Origin of the sequence: Roseateles sp. (assembly GCF_031397715.1) — a bacterium.
Taxonomy (GTDB): Bacteria; Pseudomonadota; Gammaproteobacteria; order Burkholderiales; family Burkholderiaceae_C; genus Paucibacter_A.
Genome location: NZ_JANNMI010000183.1, coordinates 1 through 17,560, shown reverse-complemented (window position 1 = coordinate 17,560; position 17,560 = coordinate 1). Strand labels below are relative to the sequence as shown.

Annotated in this window: 16 protein-coding genes; 10 read left to right on the top strand and 6 right to left on the bottom strand. The window is 64.2% G+C overall.

Annotated features, from left to right (window positions below):
* The coding region (locus RMO57_RS07885) for a TonB-dependent receptor plug domain-containing protein (RefSeq protein ID WP_310385618.1) at positions 1 to 354 on the bottom strand (354 nt) is incomplete at its 3' end.
* A 261-nt stretch (positions 355 to 615) separates the two neighbouring features.
* On the opposite strand from RMO57_RS07885, the gene RMO57_RS07880 reads away from it, so the two are divergent.
* The 10 genes from RMO57_RS07880 to RMO57_RS07835 all read left to right on the top strand — a co-directional run bounded on the left by RMO57_RS07880 (position 616) and on the right by RMO57_RS07835 (position 11,577).
* The gene (locus RMO57_RS07880) at positions 616 to 2,124 is read left to right on the top strand and encodes a DUF4331 domain-containing protein (protein WP_310385620.1); all 1,509 of its coding nucleotides are present in this window, start codon (positions 616 to 618) and stop codon (positions 2,122 to 2,124) included.
* 18 nt (positions 2,125 to 2,142) lie between these two features.
* The gene (locus RMO57_RS07875; protein ID WP_310385616.1) at positions 2,143 to 2,409 is read left to right on the top strand and encodes a hypothetical protein; all 267 of its coding nucleotides are present in this window, start codon (positions 2,143 to 2,145) and stop codon (positions 2,407 to 2,409) included.
* Between the two features lie 54 nt (positions 2,410 to 2,463).
* On the top strand, positions 2,464 to 3,645 hold the full coding sequence (locus RMO57_RS07870) for a hypothetical protein (RefSeq protein WP_310385614.1): 1,182 nt from the start codon (positions 2,464 to 2,466) through the stop codon (positions 3,643 to 3,645).
* A complete protein-coding gene (locus tag RMO57_RS07865) occupies positions 3,642 to 4,763 on the top strand; it encodes a HupE/UreJ family protein (RefSeq protein WP_310385612.1) in 1,122 nt (373 codons plus the stop codon). Before RMO57_RS07870 ends, RMO57_RS07865 begins: the two co-directional genes overlap by 4 nt.
* Before the next feature lie 47 nt (positions 4,764 to 4,810).
* A complete protein-coding gene (locus RMO57_RS07860) occupies positions 4,811 to 5,872 on the top strand; it encodes a LacI family DNA-binding transcriptional regulator (protein WP_310385610.1) in 1,062 nt (353 codons plus the stop codon).
* Between the two features lie 174 nt (positions 5,873 to 6,046).
* Positions 6,047 to 7,336, top strand: coding sequence for an ABC transporter substrate-binding protein (locus RMO57_RS07855; RefSeq protein ID WP_310385608.1), 1,290 nt, complete (start codon positions 6,047 to 6,049; stop codon positions 7,334 to 7,336).
* A gap of 25 nt (positions 7,337 to 7,361) precedes the next feature.
* Positions 7,362 to 8,291 carry a sugar ABC transporter permease gene (locus tag RMO57_RS07850; protein ID WP_310385607.1) on the top strand — a complete coding sequence of 310 codons (930 nt, stop codon included), beginning with the start codon at positions 7,362 to 7,364 and terminating at the stop codon, positions 8,289 to 8,291.
* 14 nt (positions 8,292 to 8,305) lie between these two features.
* Positions 8,306 to 9,136 (top strand): carbohydrate ABC transporter permease, encoded by an 831-nt coding sequence (locus RMO57_RS07845; protein ID WP_310385605.1) that lies wholly within the window; start codon positions 8,306 to 8,308, stop codon positions 9,134 to 9,136.
* A gap of 38 nt (positions 9,137 to 9,174) precedes the next feature.
* Positions 9,175 to 10,503 carry a GH1 family beta-glucosidase gene (locus RMO57_RS07840; protein ID WP_310385604.1) on the top strand — a complete coding sequence of 443 codons (1,329 nt, stop codon included), beginning with the start codon at positions 9,175 to 9,177 and terminating at the stop codon, positions 10,501 to 10,503.
* A gap of 12 nt (positions 10,504 to 10,515) precedes the next feature.
* Positions 10,516 to 11,577, top strand: a complete 1,062-nt coding sequence (locus tag RMO57_RS07835; protein ID WP_310385603.1) for a sn-glycerol-3-phosphate ABC transporter ATP-binding protein UgpC — start codon at positions 10,516 to 10,518, stop codon at positions 11,575 to 11,577.
* A 225-nt stretch (positions 11,578 to 11,802) separates the two neighbouring features.
* Here RMO57_RS07835 and RMO57_RS07830 read toward each other — a convergent pair whose 3' ends face one another.
* Genes RMO57_RS07830 through RMO57_RS07810 form a run of 5 tightly spaced genes read right to left on the bottom strand, consistent with a single transcriptional unit; the run spans position 11,803 to position 17,381 of the window.
* The gene (locus RMO57_RS07830; protein ID WP_310385602.1) at positions 11,803 to 12,621 is read right to left on the bottom strand and encodes a polysaccharide deacetylase family protein; all 819 of its coding nucleotides are present in this window, start codon (positions 12,619 to 12,621) and stop codon (positions 11,803 to 11,805) included.
* Positions 12,622 to 12,634: 13 nt separating this feature from the next.
* Positions 12,635 to 13,522, bottom strand: a complete 888-nt coding sequence (locus tag RMO57_RS07825; protein ID WP_310385600.1) for a glycoside hydrolase family 16 protein — start codon at positions 13,520 to 13,522, stop codon at positions 12,635 to 12,637.
* Positions 13,523 to 13,545: 23 nt separating this feature from the next.
* Complete coding sequence (locus RMO57_RS07820) at positions 13,546 to 14,859, bottom strand: ABC transporter substrate-binding protein (protein ID WP_310385598.1); 1,314 nt, start codon at positions 14,857 to 14,859, stop codon at positions 13,546 to 13,548.
* An 11-nt stretch (positions 14,860 to 14,870) separates the two neighbouring features.
* Entirely contained in the window at positions 14,871 to 16,358 is a 1,488-nt protein-coding gene (locus tag RMO57_RS07815) for a tryptophan 7-halogenase (protein ID WP_310385596.1), read from the bottom strand.
* A 24-nt stretch (positions 16,359 to 16,382) separates the two neighbouring features.
* The gene (locus tag RMO57_RS07810; protein WP_310385594.1) at positions 16,383 to 17,381 is read right to left on the bottom strand and encodes a cupin-like domain-containing protein; all 999 of its coding nucleotides are present in this window, start codon (positions 17,379 to 17,381) and stop codon (positions 16,383 to 16,385) included.
* Positions 17,382 to 17,560: the final 179 nt, after the last annotated feature.

Here is a 17,560-nt window from a genome sequence, read left to right as displayed (position 1 = left end):
GAAGTCGGTGCCGTGATCGAGGTTGAAGCCCCGCAGAAAATACTGGTTAGCTTTGCCGCCGCCGCTGTGCTGGGTAACGATCACACCGGGCACAAACTCCAACAGCTCGGCCGGCCTCAAGGTCGACCGGCTCGCGATCAGCCGCGCGCTGACCGCGCCTTGCGAGGCGGCGTCCGAGCTGCCGACACCGTTGAGGTAATTGCCTATCACCAGCACCGGCGGCAGCGTCTGCGTTGCCTGTGTTGTCTGTGTTGTCTCGCTACCCGCTTCAGCATCGGCCAAGGCCGGCTGGCAGATCAGCGCCAACAGACTGAATGGAAGGGCGGGCAGAGCGAGCTTAGGTCGGATTTTCATGGGCTGTTCGGTTTGAGCGAGCGGGGATTTGCGACTGTCCGCCTTGATACGCAGCAAGCCGAGCGGCGGATGCACCAAGAGCCCAAGCAATATTTATTGCAAGGCTTTTGCATCCAGGTCTGAGCGCGGGCCGTATGGAAGGCCACGACGACACAAATCTCTGTGCCGCCCTAACCCGATATCGCCCCAAGGAGTCCTGCCGTGAAGCATTCATCAACAAGCCCGCACACATCCACCAACGCTTGCGCGCTGGCCGTCGCCATGGCCCTGGCCAGCATGGCCGCCGCCCCCGCCTTTGCCTCCAGTCACCGCGAAGCGCCCTTCATCACCACCGCGCCCAAGGTTGACGGTGCCGACTTTTATATGTTCCGCAGCTACGAGGCCGAGCGCAGCGACTACGTGACCGTGCTGGCCAACTACCTGCCGCTGCAAGACGGCTACGGCGGCCCGAACTACTTCGCGCTCGACCAGAACGCACTGTATGAAATCCATATCGACAACAACGGCGACGCCAAGGAAGACCTGACGTTTCAGTTCCGCTTCAAGAACACGCTGTCCAACAGCGGTGCCGGCCAGGCCCTCAATGTCGGTGGCAAGATGGTGAACATCCCGCTGGTGCAGTTCGGCGGCGTCAGCAACGTCAAGGACGCCAATCTGCAATTGGCCGAAACCTATAGCGTCACCGTGGTGCGCGGTGACCGCCGCAGCGGCAGCGCTCAGGCCGTCACCAACGCCAGCGGCGGCAGCGCCACATTTGACAAGCCGGTCGACAACATCGGCAAGAAGACCCTCGCCGACTACGCCGGCTACGCCGCCAAGCACATCTATACCGTCAACATCCCCGGCTGCAGCATGCCGGCCAAGCTCTTCGTCGGCCAACGCCAGGATGCGTTTGCGGTCAACCTCGGCACCATCTTCGACCTCGTCAACGCCCCGGTCAGCGTCATCACCGACCCCAGCCTGATCGGCGCAGCGCCCAACACCATCGACGACAAGAACGTCACCACCCTGGGCCTGGAAGTGCACAAGAGTTGCCTCACGAATCCCAGCAACGGCGACGACGTGATCGGCGGCTGGACCACCGCCAGCATGCGCCAAGCTCGCTTGCTGAACGGCAAGCCCGCCTCCGGCCATCAGGCCAGCGAGAAGGCCGGCGGCGCCTGGGTGCAGGTTTCGCGTCTGGGCATGCCCTTGGTCAATGAGGTGGTCATCGGCTTGAAGGACAAGGACAAGTTCAATGCGTCCAAGCCCAGCGCTGACGCTCAATTTGCTGATTATGTGACCCACCCGACCTTGCCGGCGCTGCTGGAAATCGCCTTGACTCTGCCCAACACGGCGCCGAGCAACTTCCCGCGCACCGATCTGGTCACAACCTTTCTGACCGGCATCAAGGGCGTCAACCAGCCCAAGAGTGTGGTCGGCGCCGAGATGCTGCGGCTCAACACGGCCATCCCGCCGGTCGCGTTTGCACAGCAGAACCGCTTGGGAATCGTCGGCAATATCTTGGCCGGTGGCAATGACAATGCCGGCTACCCGAATGGCCGCCGCCCCAAGGACGATGTGGTCGACATCTCGCTGGTGGCCGTGATGGGCGGTCTGTGCATGGCCAATGGCGACACCGACAAGCTCGGCTTCGGCGCTGCCTGCAAGCCCGCTGCCGTGCCGCTGGGTGCCACTTCATTCAAGCTGCATGACGCTGTTGACCAGGCGGTTGTGCCCTTGCTGAGCGGCTTCCCTTATCTCAATACGCCGATCCCAGGCACCAAGTAAACAGTGAGGCCAGACATCATGAACCAGCAACTCTTGTTTTGCAGCGTCCTGCTGGCTGCATTGGGCCTAACGGCCTGCGGCAGCGATGGCGGCGATGACGCCCCGCCGCCGGTGATCCAGCCGCCGGAGGCGGTGACGGAAGTACCCAGCTCGGCCGCCGCCTCCCCGGCAGCCTATGTCAGCTACGCCGCCGGTTTGGCAGCGACCGAAGTCGCCGAGCCGCTGGGCTTGGACAAGGTCGCCGAGGCGCCGCTGTCCGAGACCACCGAGCCGGCCGATCTGTGAACCCGGGGCCGCCGCTGCGCAGATGCACACCGGCGGCCCCATCAAGGACATCGCTTGAAATCCATTTTTTTGGCCACTTGTCTGCTGCTGCTCTTGCAGGCTGCCGATGCCGCGCCCTACACCCCGACCGATGATCAAACCATCGTCCAAGCGCTGCCGAACCGGCTCGACGCCACCGCCCGCGCGCAGCGCAAGGAATTGGCGCGCAGCCCACAACAGCTGAACCTGGCCTTGGCTACAGCGCAAGCGGCCATAGTCCGCGCCCGCCGCCACGGCGACCCGCGCGAGCTGGGCCTGGCCGAAGCGGCGCTGGCTCCTTGGTGGGGGCTGGAGCAGGCCCCGCCGCAAGTGCGTTTGCTGCGTGCCAGCGTGCTGCAGAGCCAACATGATTTCGCCAAAGCCTTGCTTGACCTCGACAAGCTGGTCGCGCAACCGAGCCGGCTGCCGCTGCCCGTGCAGGCGCAAGCCGGTTTGATCCGCGCCTCGGTGCTGCAAGTGACCGGCCAGTTGACGCTGGCGCGGCAGGCCTGCGAGAGCTTGACCGAAGCGCGATTCGCCGGCCTCGGCGACGCGCTGGCCCTGCCGGCCCGAGCCTGCTTGGCCGAGCTGCGCAGCTTGAGCGGCGAGCCCAAACAAGCGGCTGCCGAGTTGGCCGCACTGGCCAAGCAAGCGCCCGGTGATGCTTGGCTGTCCTTGCTGCGCGCCGAGTTGGCCCAGCGCATGGGCGACAACGTCGCCGCCGACGCCCGCTACCGTGACGCGCTAGCGGCCAGTTCAGGCGGTGACATCTACACCCGAGGCGCCTATGCGGACTACCTGCTCGAACAGGGTCGCGCGGCCGAGGCATTGACCCTGGTCGAGGGTGCCGACGCCGAATCCGACGCCTTGCTGTTGCGCCGCGCGATGGCCTTGAAGCAGCTGGACAGCCCGTTGCTGAAGCCGGTCGCCGCTGCCTTGACGGCCCGCTTCGAGGCCGCCCGCCTGCGCGGCGAAAATTACCATGCGCGCGAACAGGCGCGGCTGGCACTCGACGTGCTGGGGCAAACCAAGCCGGCCCTGCAACTGGCACTCAGCAACTGGGCACAGCAGAAGGAGCCCACCGACGCCTTGCTGCTGCAACGCGCCGCGCTGGCCGCCGCTCAGCCGGCCGCCGCCGAGCCGGAAATCAAACGCCTGATCCAAGCGGGTTGGGTGGATGTGCGCTTGGGCCACGCAAGCCGGAGTGCCAAGCCATGATGCGCTTCGTCCTTGTCGCGCTTGCCTTGGTCCTGGCCGGCCCCGCGCAAGCCCATAAGTCGAGCGACGCTTACCTAACTTTTCAGGTCAGCGGCAACACAATCACGCAGCGCGTCGATATCGCCTTGCAAGACCTGGACCGCGACCTCGACCTCGATGCCAATGACGACAAGCAGCTGAGTTGGGGTGAGTTGCGCACCCGCTGGCCCGAGCTGGAGCGGCTGCTGGCCGACAGCCTCAAGGTGAGTTCCGAGGGCCAAGCGTGCACGGTAAGTCACACGTTAGCCCCGCAGCTCGACCAGCACAGCGACGGCGCCTACGCGGTCTTGCAACAGACGCTGCATTGCGCGGCAGCGGTGCAACGCTTGAGCGTCGACTACCGGCTGTTTGCCGCCAGTGACGCCAAGCACCGCGGCATTGCCCGTGTCTTGTCCGGCGCGGCTGAGCAAAGCGCGCTGCTGATCCCGGCCGACGCGGCCAAGACCTTTCAGCTCCAGACCAGCGCGCAGGACCCACTCCGCAGCCTGGGCGGCTTCGTGGTCGAAGGCATGCGTCACATCTCGGTCGGACTGGACCACATCTTGTTCCTGGTCAGTCTGCTGATGGTGGCCGTTTGGCGCCGTGAGGGTGCGGGCTGGGTGGCCAGGGCTACGCCGGCGTCGGCCTGGCGCGAGGCCTTCAAGTTGGTGACCGCCTTCACGCTGGCGCATTCGCTGACGCTGGGTCTGGCGGCGGCCGGTGTGTTGGCGCCGCCCTCGCGCTGGGTCGAGTCGCTGATCGCAGCCAGCGTTTTGGTGGCGGCCATCGACAATCTGCGCCCCTTCATCAAGGGCCCGCGCTGGCTGATGGTGGCGCTGTTCGGCTTGGTGCACGGCTTTGGCTTTGCCGGCCCGCTGCAAGCCTTGGGCCTGCAGCGCGGCAACTTGGCGCTGCCGCTGCTGGGTTTCAATCTGGGTGTTGAGTTGGCGCAACTGCTGCTGGTTGCGCTGATTTTGCCGCTGGCGATTGCGCTGCGTGACAAGCCGCTTTATGGCCGCCTGTTGGTGCGCCCCGGTTCGGCGCTGATCGGCGGCCTGGCTCTGCTGTGGTTGGTGGAGCGCAGTTTTCTTCTCTCCTGAACTTCGTTGAAGCCCTTAAACTGCGGGTCCACCACCGACCGCAGGCCATGAAGAGCAGCCCGAAGAACACCAGCAAGTCCACGCGCAGCAAGGCGCCCGACCATGATCCCAAGGTCACGCTAGGCATGGTGGCCGAGGCCTGCGGCGTTTCTCCCAGCACGGTGTCGCGGATCTTGAATGGCACGGCCGTGGTCAGCGCCGAGAAGCGCGCCGCGGTAGACCAGGCGATTGCCGAGCTGGGCTTTGTGCCCAACCCGATGGCGCGCGGCTTGGCCGGTGGGCGCACGCTCAGCGTGGGCGTTATCACGCAGGCGATCGACAGCCCGTTTTACGGCATCGCCTTGCGCGGCATCGAAGAAGCGCTGAACAAAGTCGGCTACAGCCCGCTGTTTGTGAGCGGCCATTGGAACGCCAAGGAAGAGGCGCGCTGCATCGAGGTGCTGCGCTCGCGCCGCGTTGATGGCTTCATCGTCCTGACCGGGCGGCTCAGCGATGAGTCGCTGAAGACGCTGGCCAAGGCCTTGCCGGTGGTGGTGACCGGCCGCAGTTTGGCGGCACCCGGCTTGTATGCCTTGGACTTCAATAACTTCGAGGGCGCACGGCTCGCAACCGAGCATTTGCTTGCGCTTGGGCACCGCGATATCGCCTTCATTGCCGGCCCGGTCATCCACCCCGACGCCCTGGAGCGCCTGCGTGGCTACCGCAGCGCGCTGCAAGCCGCCGGCCTACGCTACCGGCCGGGCTTGGTCGTGCAAGGCCAGTACCACGAGGAGAGCGGCCTGCTTGCCGTCGAGCAACTGATTGCCAGCCGTCAGCCCTTCAGTGCCATCTTTGCCGCCAATGACCAGATGGCCTTTGGCGCGACCTTGGCCCTGCACAGGCATGGCTTGCATGTGCCGGACGAGGTCTCGCTGGTGGGCTTCGATGATGTGGCCGGTGCTGCGCATTCGGTGCCGCCGCTGACCACCATCCATCATCCGGCTTACGAGCTCGGCAGCATGGCAGCCGCGGCACTGCTGCAGCTGTTGGCCGGCGAGCAGCCGCAGGCGACGCTGCCAGATCCGCGCTTGACGGTGCGTGGCTCGACGAGGGCGCTGCTCAGCCTTTGAGTCACCGGCCCATGCCGTGAACGGGCTGCTCAGCGCAGCCCCCGCACTTACCCTTTGTTGACAGCCTGACTGGCCTGAATTACATTCTGAAAGCGCTTTCATAAAATGTTTTGAATGAATATATTCAGCGCAAATCGCCTCGGGCGGCCAATTCAAGGTGGAGACAAGCAGGCGATGACAACTACTCAGCGTGCCAAACGGCGCGCCTGCTTTGGCAGTTTGCTCGGGCTTTTATGCTTGTGCTTGATGGCCTTGGTCATGCCGCAAAGCGCATCGGCACAGCAGGTGCTGGTGGTGGCCGCCTATCCGGCGGTGGACGAGATCGTCCGCGCGGCGCTGCCGGCCTGGCAGCGCCTGCACCCTAACGTCGAAGTCAAGGTGGTCAGCCGTCAGTTTGCCGACCACCACACCGCCATGACCACAGCCTTGTCAACCGCGGTCTACCTGCCCGACGTGATGGCGCTGGAGGTCGGCTATCTGGGGCGCTTTTCGCCCGGTTTTGGGCTGGAAGATCTGTCCCGCCCGCCTTATGAGCTTGCTCGTTTCAAGCATCGCTTTGTGCCCTATGCCTACCAGCAGGCCCACAACCGGCGCGGCGAGGTGGTGGCGGTGCCGACCGATATTGGCCCAGGCACCCTGCTGTTCCGCCACGACGTGCTGGCCAAGGCCGGCGTCAGCGAGGCGGAGCTGACCCGCAGCTGGGACAGCTATGTGGCGGCCGGCATCAAGATCAAGGCGGCCAACGGTGCTTTTCTTCTCGCCCATGCCCGCGACATCAAGAACATCTTGATCCGCACCGGCATCCAGCCCGGCGAAGGGCTGTACTTTGACAGCCAATCGCGCGTGTTGGTCAGCTCGCCGCGCTTTGTGCGGGCGTTCGAACTCGCCCGCGAGGTGCGCAAGCACAAGCTGGATGCAAGGGTGGTTGCGTGGTCGGCCGACTGGACCGAAGGCTTCAAGCGCGGCAGCATCGCCACTCAATTGACCGGCGCTTGGTTGGCCGGTCATCTGAATAGCTGGTTAGCCCCAGACACCGCCGGCCGGTGGCGCGCCGCGCAACTGCCCGAAGGCGCGTTTGCGGCCTACGGCGGCACCTTTTTTGCCATCCCGCGCAAGGCGGACCCGGCCAACAAGGCGCTGGCCTGGGACTTGATTCAGTTCCTGACCTTGAACCGCGAGATGCAGCTGCGCGCCTTCAAGGCCCAAGACGCATTCCCGGCCTTGCTGGACGCCCACGACGACCCCTTCTTCGAGCAGCCGATTGCCTTCCTGGGCGGCCAGACCGCGCGTGTCGGATGGCGTGATGCCGCCCGGCGCATCCAGGCGGTGGACGTACACAAGCAAGACGCCTTCGCCGAGGAGGTCATCGACACCGAGCTTGACAAGGTGCTGGAGCGCGGCAAAGACATCCACACCGCGCTGGCCGATGCCGAACGCCTGCTGACGCGGCGCGCCACCCGTTGAGAACAGCCGCCTCAGGACACTAACCATGAAGCTACCCACCTTCTTGCGCCTGCCCCCGCGCTGGGCGCCTTACGCCTTCTTGGCGCCGTTTGTGCTGCTGTTTATGGTCTTCGGCATGTTCCCGCTGGCGTTCTCGCTCTACCTGGCGTTTCAGACCTGGGAGCCGACCAGCGGTTTGACGGCGATGACTTTTGTCGGCCTCGACAACTTCGCCTTTGCGCTGCAGGACGAATGGTTCTGGAAGTCGCTGAAGAACACCGCCTGGTTGGCGCTGGCCTCGGGCGTGCCTCAGCATCTGGTCGCGATCCCGCTGGCCTGCTTCATCCACGCGTCCTTCAAGCGGCTGCGCAACGGCGTGGTCGGCGCCTACTTCATGCCCTACATCACCTCGACGGTGGCGATCGCGATCCTGTTCAGCTCGCTGTTTTCGACCGACTACGGCCTCATCAACGGCATCATCGCGGCCTTGCGCGAGCTGCCGCTGCTGGGATGGCTGATGCCGGCCGCCGCGATCGACTGGCTCAACAACCCGGACGCGCTCAAACCGGCCATCGCGATGATCGTGTTCTGGCGTTATGTCGGCTTCAATGTGGTGCTCTACCTGGCCGCCCTGCAGACCATCCCTGCCGACATCATGGAGGCTGCCCGCATGGACGGCGCCGGCCGGCTGCAACAGTTTTGGCACATCACGCTGCCGAGCCTGAAGCCGATGATCTTCTTCGGCGTCACGCTGAGTGTGATCGGTGGCCTGCAGCTGTTCGAGGAGCCGTTCATCTTGACCAACGGCCGCGGCGGCACCGATCAGGCCGGCATGACGACGGCCATCTATCTCTACCGCATGGCTTTTGATTTCAATGACTTCGGTGCCGCCAGCGCGATGTCCTGGCTGCTCTTCCTGCTGGTGGGCCTGCTGACCTGGCTGACCAACCGGGCGTTCCGCCAGCGCGGCGCTTGACCTGGACCTTTGATATGCAAACCTCCAAGCATCAACTCGCCCCCTGGGCCGCCTACGCTCTGGTCGGCATCGGCTCACTTGTCATGCTGGCGCCGTTCTATTTCATGTTCGTCTTCGCCACCCAGTCGCGCGGCGAAATCTTCAGCATGCCGCCGCCGCTGTTCTTCGGCGATGACTTCATGAATAACCTCGCCATCCTGACCCGGCGCATCCCCTTTTGGCGCAATCTGGGTTGGAGCATCTATGTGGGCCTGGCCTCGACGGCGCTGACCCTGTTGTTTTGCTCGATGGGCGGTTACGCGTTTGCGATGTTCGAGTTCCGCTACAAGAAAGCGTTATTCGGCCTGGTGATGGGCACGATGTTGCTGCCGACCTTCATGAACATGATTCCGACCTTCATGATCATGGACATGCTGGGCTGGATCGACCAGCCGCGCGCGCTCTACATCCCTGGCGCGGCCAGCGCCTTCGGCATCTTCTTGATGCGGCAGTTCGCGCTGACCTCGATACCGCGCGATCTGGTCGAGGCGGCGCGCATGGACGGCTGCGGCGAGTTCGGCATCTATTGGCGCATCGTCTTGCCGCTGCTCAAGCCCGCGCTGGGCACGCTGGGCCTGATCACCTTCATCGCCTCCTGGAATAACTTCATCGGCCCCCTGATCGTGATGCGCTCGCCGGAGATGTACACGCTGCCCTTGGCGCTGCGTAGCTTGCAAAGCCCGGTCGACACCGAGTGGGGCGCGTTGATGGCCGGCTCGGCGATTGCCACGCTGCCCTTGATCGTGCTGTTTGTGCTGTCGTCCAGGCAGCTGATTTCCGGCCTGACCGTCGGTGCCGTCAAGTAGACGCGCGCCGCCTAACTCTCCTCCTGCCTCCTCTGCCCATGAGCAATAAAAAGAACTCTCTCTTCCCGCCCGACTTTGTCTGGGGTGTGGCCACCAGCGCTTTTCAGATCGAAGGCGCCAGCGCCACCGACGGCAAAGGCCCCTCGATCTGGGACAGCTTTTGCGCAAAACCCGGCGCAATCGCCGACGCCAGCAACGGCGACGTCGCCTGCCAGCACTACCAACGCTGGGCCGAGGACCTGGACATGATTGCCGCCTTGGGCGTCAATGCCTACCGTTTTTCGGTCTCCTGGCCGCGCGTGCAGCCGCTGGGCAGCGGTGCCTGGAACGAAGCAGGCCTGGACTTTTACGAGCGCATCGTCGACGGCCTGCTGGCACGCGGCCTGCAGCCTCACCTGACGCTCAACCACTGGGATCTGCCGGACGCCTTGCAGGCCAAAGGCGGCTGGGCTAACCGCGACACCGTGCAGCATTTTGTCGACTATGCGCTGGGCATCAACGCTCGCCTGGGCGACCGCTTGGCCTCGATCGCCACCCACAACGAACCCTGGGTGGTGGCGGTGCTGGGCCACGAGACCGGCATCTTCGCCCCCGGCATCAAGAGCCGCAAAACCGCCGCGCAGGTCTCGCACCACCTGCTGCTCAGCCATGGCCTGGCGCTGCGGGCGCTGCGCGAGCAAGGCGTTAGCGCCAAGCTTGGTATCGTGCTGAATTTGGCACCGATGCATCCGGCCACTGACTCGGCCGCCGACCGCGCACAGGCCACGCTGGAAGACGGCCGCTTGCTGCGCTGGTATGTCGATCCGCTTTTCAAGGCCAGCTATCCGAGCGATGTGCTGGCCGACCTGGGCGCTGATGCACCCATCGTCGAGCCCGGCGACATGCAGTTGATTGCCGCGCCGCTGGATTACTTGGGCGTCAACTATTACTCGCACTCGGTCGTCAGCGCCGACAAGAGCTACAAAGCCGGCAGCACCGGCCTGCCCGTCACCGATATGGGCTGGGAGGTCTACCCCGAGGGGCTGACCGAGCTGCTGCTGCGCCTCAAGCGCGACTACCCGGTGCCGCCGCTGTTCGTGACCGAGAACGGCGGCGCCTTCAAGGACAAACTAGTCGACGGACAGGTGCACGACCAGGACCGCCTCGACTACTTGGCGCGTCACATCGAAGCGGTGGCCGAGGCGATGCGCCAGGGTGTGAACATGGGCGGCTATATGGTCTGGAGCCTGCTGGACAACTTTGAATGGGCGTCGGGCTACGAGAAGCGCTTTGGTATCGTGCATGTCGACTACCTAACCCAGCAGCGCACGCTCAAAGACAGCGCGCGCTGGTACCGCGACTTTTTGCAAGCGCAAAAGACCCTCTGAGGAAAAGTACAAATGGGACAAGTTTCACTGCGCGGCATCCGCAAAAGCTACGACAAGACCGAGATCATCAAAGGCATCGATCTGGAGGTGCGCGACGGTGAGTTCATGGTCTTTGTCGGTCCGTCGGGCTGCGGCAAATCGACCACTTTGCGGATGATTGCCGGCCTGGAAGAGATCACGGCCGGCGAGCTATATATCGCCGGCGTACGCGCCAATGACGTGCGCCCGGCCGACCGTGGTGCCGCCATGGTGTTTCAGAGTTATGCGCTGTACCCGCATATGACGGTGGCCGAAAATATGGGCTTCGCGCTGAAGATGGCGGGCGAGTCCAAGGCGCAACGCGAAACCCAAGTGGCGCGCACCGCCGAAGTGCTGCGCATCACCGATCTGCTCGGCCGCTATCCCAAGGAGCTGTCCGGCGGCCAGCGCCAGCGGGTCGCAATTGGCCGGGCGATTGTGCGCAAGCCCAAGGTGTTCTTGTTCGATGAGCCCCTGTCCAACCTCGACGCGGCACTGCGCGTGAATATGCGTATCGAGTTATCTCGGCTGCACAAAGAGCTCGGCACCACGATGATTTACGTCACCCATGACCAAGTCGAGGCGATGACCATGGGTGACCGGATTGCGGTCTTCAACCAGGGCCGCATCGAGCAACTCGGCGCACCGCTGGGCTTGTATCAACGGCCGGCGAATGAGTTCGTCGCCGCCTTTATCGGCGCGCCGCGCATCAATTTCATTGACCGGCCGGTGGCAGGCGCATCGAGCGAAGCCCATCGGCGCCTGTGGGACAAGCTCTTAGGCCCAGCTGCTGACCTGCAAACTCAGCGGGTCGGTCTGCGCGCCGAGCATGTGAGCTTGGTGGCCGCCGAGCAAGGCGTTGCGGCCGAGGTCGAGTTGGCCGAGCATTTGGGCGACAGCTCGATCTTGTATCTGCGCATTGACGGTCTCAAGGACTTGATCAGCGCCAAGGTCGGTGCCGGCCATGCCGACCTCCAGGCCGGCCGAGTTGTCGCCATTGCCGTCGATGCCTCGGCCGCGCTGCGCTTTGATGGCGATGCTCGCTTGTTGGGCTGACCGGGCACCGCCAGGCGAAGAAAAATTCTGACCATCGACCCATTTTCGCCAACACCAGAACCGCATTCATCCCCTTCATCCCCTCCATCCAGGCTCAGTTTTCTTGCTCGCCTGAGCCTTCTGAAAGTGCATGCCAATTGAATTTTTAGCCAGCATGGAGGGGATGAAGGGGATCAAAGAAGAATGCTGGGCGTGGTGAGCGCTGCTAGGCCAGCATTGGCTCGTTCATTTCGAAGTCGAAGCCGCCCTCAAGCCCTTCACATAGGTCATGATGTTCAAGAACGTGTCCGTCCAATACACGTCCCGGTGCGCAGCCAAGTAACTGAGCAGTTCGGCGTGTGCCTGCGCGGACACGCTGAGGTGGTCGCCGCCGATGCCGTGAAAAGTGAAGTTGATCATCGTCCCTGCCTCGGCCGCCTGCTTGGCCAGCGCAATCAGCTGCGCGCCGCTGACCTCCACGGGCACGAAGACCTCGACCGCATGGGGGTCGAGCTTGGCCATATCGGGCACAACGCCGCCCACCTTGGCCTTGATCGCGACAAAATCGCCCTTGATCAAATCCAGATAGTTCCGGCCGCCGGCCAGCAGGTCGCCACAGGGCGCGGTGAAGCTGCGCTCGGCTTTGCCGTCAATCGCCTGCAGCAGGGTGTTGCCGACGCGAATCTGCGCGGCCAACTGAGTGGCGCTGATCTTGTCGAGATCGTTGTCGGCGCTGACCCAGACGCGATCGGGTCCGCTGCGTGAGCATTGGTGAAACAGCGTGTGATTGCCCAGCTCATGGCCGGCGGCCGTCGCCGCGCGCCATTCGCTCATGCGTTGGCTGACGACGTCGCTGCTCAAAGTCAGATAAAAACTGCCACGCAAGCCGGCCTGATTCAAGGCCGGAATGGCGGTGTCAAGCTGGCTGTTCAGCGCATCGTCATAAGCCAGGCTGACGGCCGCCCGCTCGCCATTGGGCCACGCAAACGGCAGCCTGTCAGCGGCGCTGGCTGTGCCAAGCAGGCACATAGCCAGCAGCGCGGCGCCTGTTGCGATTTTGAGCATCTACCTGCCCGCTCTATTTGGCCTGCTGATAGACCCGCACATGCTCGACTTCCATCCGTATCGGCAATGCTGCGTCGTCGACCGGCCCACCCAGATCGCCGCCCATCGCGATGTTCAGAATCAAGAACTGCGGCGCATCAAAAGGCCAGGCCGCCTTGCCGGTCTTGGCATTGGCATAGACCGCATGCGGCTTGCCGTCGATGCCAAAAGTGATCTGCTCGGCCGTCCAGTGCATTTGGTAGTTATGAAAAGTGCTGCAAGCGTCGGCCACCTGGGTCTCGCCGCCCTTGCCATTGCCGCCGCTACCGGCCGTGGTGTGGACGGTGCTGAAGACCTTGGTCGGGTTCGAGCCGACCTGCTCCATGATGTCGAGCTCGCCGCCGGCCGGCCATTCGCCTTGACTGCCCAACATCCAGATGGCCGGCCAACTGCCGACGCCGCAGGGCAGCTTGGCGCGGATCTCGAAGAAGCCGAAGGTCCAGTCGGCCTTGCCGGCGGTGATCAGGCGCGCCGAGCTGTAGCGCTGGCCGCCCCAGTCGGCCTGCTTGTTCATGGACTCTAGGCGCGCGGTGATGACGAGCTTGCCGTCTTGCACACTTGAGTTTTCCGCCCGTGCGTGGCTGTAGTACTGCAGCTCCTTGTTGTGCCAGCCCTTTTTGTTCATGCCGGTGTCGTAGACCCACTTGCCAGGATCTGGCAGGCCGGGCTTGTCGAACTCGTCGGACCAGACCAGCTGGTAGTGGCTGGGCGCGCTGAGCGCCGGTGGAGCGGGCAAGGCAGCGGCAGGCGCTGCAGGCTGGGCCGCAGCGAAGCTGATGGAGCCGCAGGCGGCGAGGGCCAGTCCGGCGAGTGCGGGCTTGCAGCGTCGATCTTGTGGGCTGAAATTGAATGTGGTCGGCATGGCGCTGTGGTGGGTGAAGGAGTTCATCGGTGGGCGCGGCGTTCAAGCAGGGCTTGGGCGTCGGCGAGGGCGAGGCGGATCGACTTGCCTCGGTTCAAGACCTTGTCGAGTTCAGAGCCGATGACTTCATCGGCAAAGGGGTTCTGCTTGTGCACCGGCGCGGCGCTGATGCGGCGCGCGGCCTGGCGCCACAACTGCCGCGCCGGCTGCCCGCCCAAGAAGGCCACCGGCTGATCGAAGAAGGGGTCTTCGTGGCTGGCGAGCAGCGCGGGGAAAGCATCATGGGTCTTGAAGGCGATCAACTGGCGCTCGCGGTCCAGCGTCATCAATTGGATAAAGCGCCAGGCCAAGAGCTTGCGGCCTGCCTCGAGCTTGCGCGGTATCGCATAGAAGGCGCCGCCGTAGCCGGAGTTGGCGCCGTCGGGCAGGTCGGCGGCGCGCCACAGCCCGGTGGTTTGCGGCGCGATCCAGTTGCTCATCTGGCCGACCAGCCAAGCGCCCGAGAGCTCGGTGGCCAAGGTGCCGCGCTTGAAGCCTTCGGCCCATTCATTCGACCAGGCGCTTACACGGGCATCCAGGCCCAAACGGCGAACTTGCAGGGCAACTTCAAACGCGCGTACAAAGCGCTCTGACTGAACCAGCACTTGCGAGTTGTGGCCGAAATAGATCCCCTCGCCGGGTTTGAGTCCGGTGCGAATCAGAATGTCTTTGATCTGCTGCACATGGGCCACGAGATGCGCGCCGCTGTGTTTTTTGATGCGGGCACCGGCCGCCACATAGCTGTCCCAGGAACGGCTGAGTTCAGCCGGGTCGATGCCGCCGCGGGCCAGAATGTCTTGGCGGTAAAGCAGGGTGCCGGGCCCGATATCGGTCGGCACCGCGACGACGGCGCCGTTGCGCGCGATGGCTTGGTCGTAGGCATAGGGCACCAGCAGGTGGCGATAGCGGCCCAGCTCATAGGGCGCTATCGCCAGGTCTTCCAGCCCGCCGCCTTGGGCAAAGCGGCCAACGATGCTGGACTCCAGCGCCATCACATCGGGCAGCAAGACGGCGGTGGACAGCGCCGTGTTCATGGCGGTGTGGTGGTCGGCGTATTGGCGCGTGATGACCTTGATGTCCACATCCGGATGCAGGCGCTGCCAGGCGGGGATGGCCGCCCGGGCGATTTCATCCACCAGCGGAAATGCGGCGATGGTCAAGCTGATGCGCGGTGTGGCGGCGGCCGGCAAGCCAGACAGGCTGACCAAGGCGCCGCCGATGCCGCCCGCCAACAAGGTGCGCCGCATCGGCCCCGGCCTGGCCGGTGCGTGGCGTGCGGCGGGTGCGGCGGGCGCCATCGGCTCTGGGCTCAGGCGGCCGCCGGGCAGTAGGACTGCACATAGGCCTGATGAGCCGGCAGCTGCGTCACGGTCTGATCCACCTGGGCGCGAATGGCGCCGAGGAAGCGACCCAGTTCAGCGTCACCCATCAGGTCGGCAACTTGATGGTGTTGCTGCGGCAGCAGGCCCTGACCCAACATCACCTGTATCCAGGAGTTCTCGGCAAATAGCTCGTTAGGTACCCGGAACACACGGGCGGTTTCGCGGAACAAATCGATCCGGTGGCGCAGCGAAGCGGGGATGTCCATCTCGCGGCAGTAGCGCCAGAAGGCGCTGTCTTGGCGCTGCGTGACGTGGTAGTGCAGGATGATGAAGTCGCGGATATGTTCGATCTCGCTGCGGCTTTGCTGGTTGTACTCATCGATGTCCGACGGGCAGATGCCTTGCGCCGGGAACATCTGCAACAAGCGCGTGATGCCGCGCTGAATCAGGTGGATGCTGGTCGACTCCAGCGGCTCCAAAAACCCGCTGGACAGTCCGATGGCCACGCAGTTGGCGCGCCAGGTTTGATGGCGCTGCCCGGGCTGGAAGCGCAGCACGCGCGGCGTTGTCAGCACCTCGCCCTGTACATTCGCATGCAGGGTCTGCAAGGCCTGCTCATCATCGATATGACGGCGTGAATAGACCAAGCCATTGCCGACCCGGTGTTGCAGCGGGATGCGCCATTGCCAGCCGGCAGCGTGCGCGATCGAGCGGGTGTAGGGCCGGGCCGGGCCGGTCGATGCGGTTTGCAGCGCGACGGCGCTGTCGCAAGCCAGCCAATGCGACCAGTCTTGATAGCCGACCTTGAGCGCCTCGCCAATCAAGAGGCCGCGAAAGCCGGTGCAGTCGATGAACAGATCGCCTTCGATCAAGGCGCCCGAGTCGAGGCGCAGCGCGGCGATGTTTTCGCCCTCCAGCTTGACCTCGACGATCTTGCCTTCGATGCGCTGTGCGCCAAAGCCCTCGCTGAACTTGCGCAGAAACTTGGCGTACAGCGTCGCATCAAGGTGAAAAGCGTAATTCATGCCGGCGCGCGGCAGATGAGCAAACTTGCTTTGCTGCGCCGCCTTGAGCTCCAGGCAATAGTCGCCGTAGTCGCCGGCCAGGCCGCGCTCGCGGCCCTTCAGCCAGAAATGCTGGAAGCCGGCGGTCCAGTGGTCTTTGCCGGTCAGACCAAAGGAGTGGATGTAGTCCTGGCCGCGGTCGCGCCAGTTCTCGAAACTGATGCCTAACTTGAAGGTCGCCTGGGTGGCGGCCATGAACTCTTGTTCATTGATCTCCAACAGGCTGTGAAAGGTCAACAGCGTCGGGATGGTTGCCTCGCCGACACCGACGGTACCGATCTCGTCGGACTCGATCAGTTTGATGTCGAGCAGCTTGCCCAAGGTCTTGGACAGCGCCGCCGCGACCATCCAGCCGGCGGTGCCGCCACCGGCGATCACGATTCTTTTGATGGGTTTTTGGACTGTGTGCATGGGTCGTTCTCGATTCAATTCGGCTTAGCGGTTCAGGTTCTTGAGCAGACGGGCCCGCAACATGCGGGCGCTGTCCTCGTCCAGCGGCGCCGCCAACACCCGCCGCGCATGGGCGGGGATGTGGGCGGCCGTTTCGGCATCGGCCGCAAACACATAGTGATCAAACAGCTTGGCCCAGGCCCGGCGCTGCGCCGGCGGCAGGTCACGCAGCGTCATCAAGGCGAGCATCAGCGCGTTGACGGGGGCGTCCATTTGTTCGGGAGACTGGCGCCACCAGTAATTGACCAGCAAGTTGAAGGGCTCCAGCGCTTCCACGTGATGCCACCACATGCTGGGGATGAAGATCGCGTCTCCGGGCCCGAGCTCGGCCACTTGCGCCGCTTGCAGCGCCTGGGCGAACTTGGGGAATTGCTCGAAGTCGGGCTTGGCAAAGTCCACCAGGCTGATTGCCTGGCCGGCCGGCGTGAAGTCGAGTGGGCCGACGTAGAGATTGTCGATCTGCTCGGGCGCAAACAGCGTAAAGCGGCGCCGCCCGGCCACCACGCAGGCGAGGTTGTCCGGCAGGTCGTAATGTGCCGCAATGCGGCTTCGGTTGCCCAGCCACAAGCTCATCAAGGGTTGCCTGTCACCGAGCTTCAGATCATTGGCCTCCCGGAAGCCGGGCAAGCAGGTGTCCACCGTCGTGGAGCCGACATACAGGGCCGGCGCTTGCGGGTCCTCAAGCTGGGCCAGCAGGGTGTCGAGCACCTGATCCAGCTTGAGTCGTTCGGACTTGAAGTTGAAGCCGGTGAAGGCTTGATCGTAAAAAAAGCGCCCCTGAATTTCGACCGGGCCCGACCAGGCGCCGACCGTTGCGTCGCGATAGAAGCCGCGCAGGTAATGCGCCAGGCCCGGTGCCTTGGCTTGGCGAGCCAGCTGAACCGCAGGCCAATCGGCAAGCAATCCCCGCAACAGCACCGGCTCGGCCGAGCACAGCAGCGGATCGGGCAAGGCCAAGGGGTCGAGGCCAGTCATCTCAAGCATCGGGCGCTCCAGCGGTGGCTCCAGCGGTGGCTCTCTATTGCGCCGCTGCGGCCTTGAGGCGGTTCGTACGCTCGATCAGACCGCGCAACTGCGAGAGCGAGGCCATCGCCATATAGATGGCCTGCAGATGGCCGGCGCGGGCCAGGCTCTCCAATACGCTGCCGGGCAGGCCGGCCAGG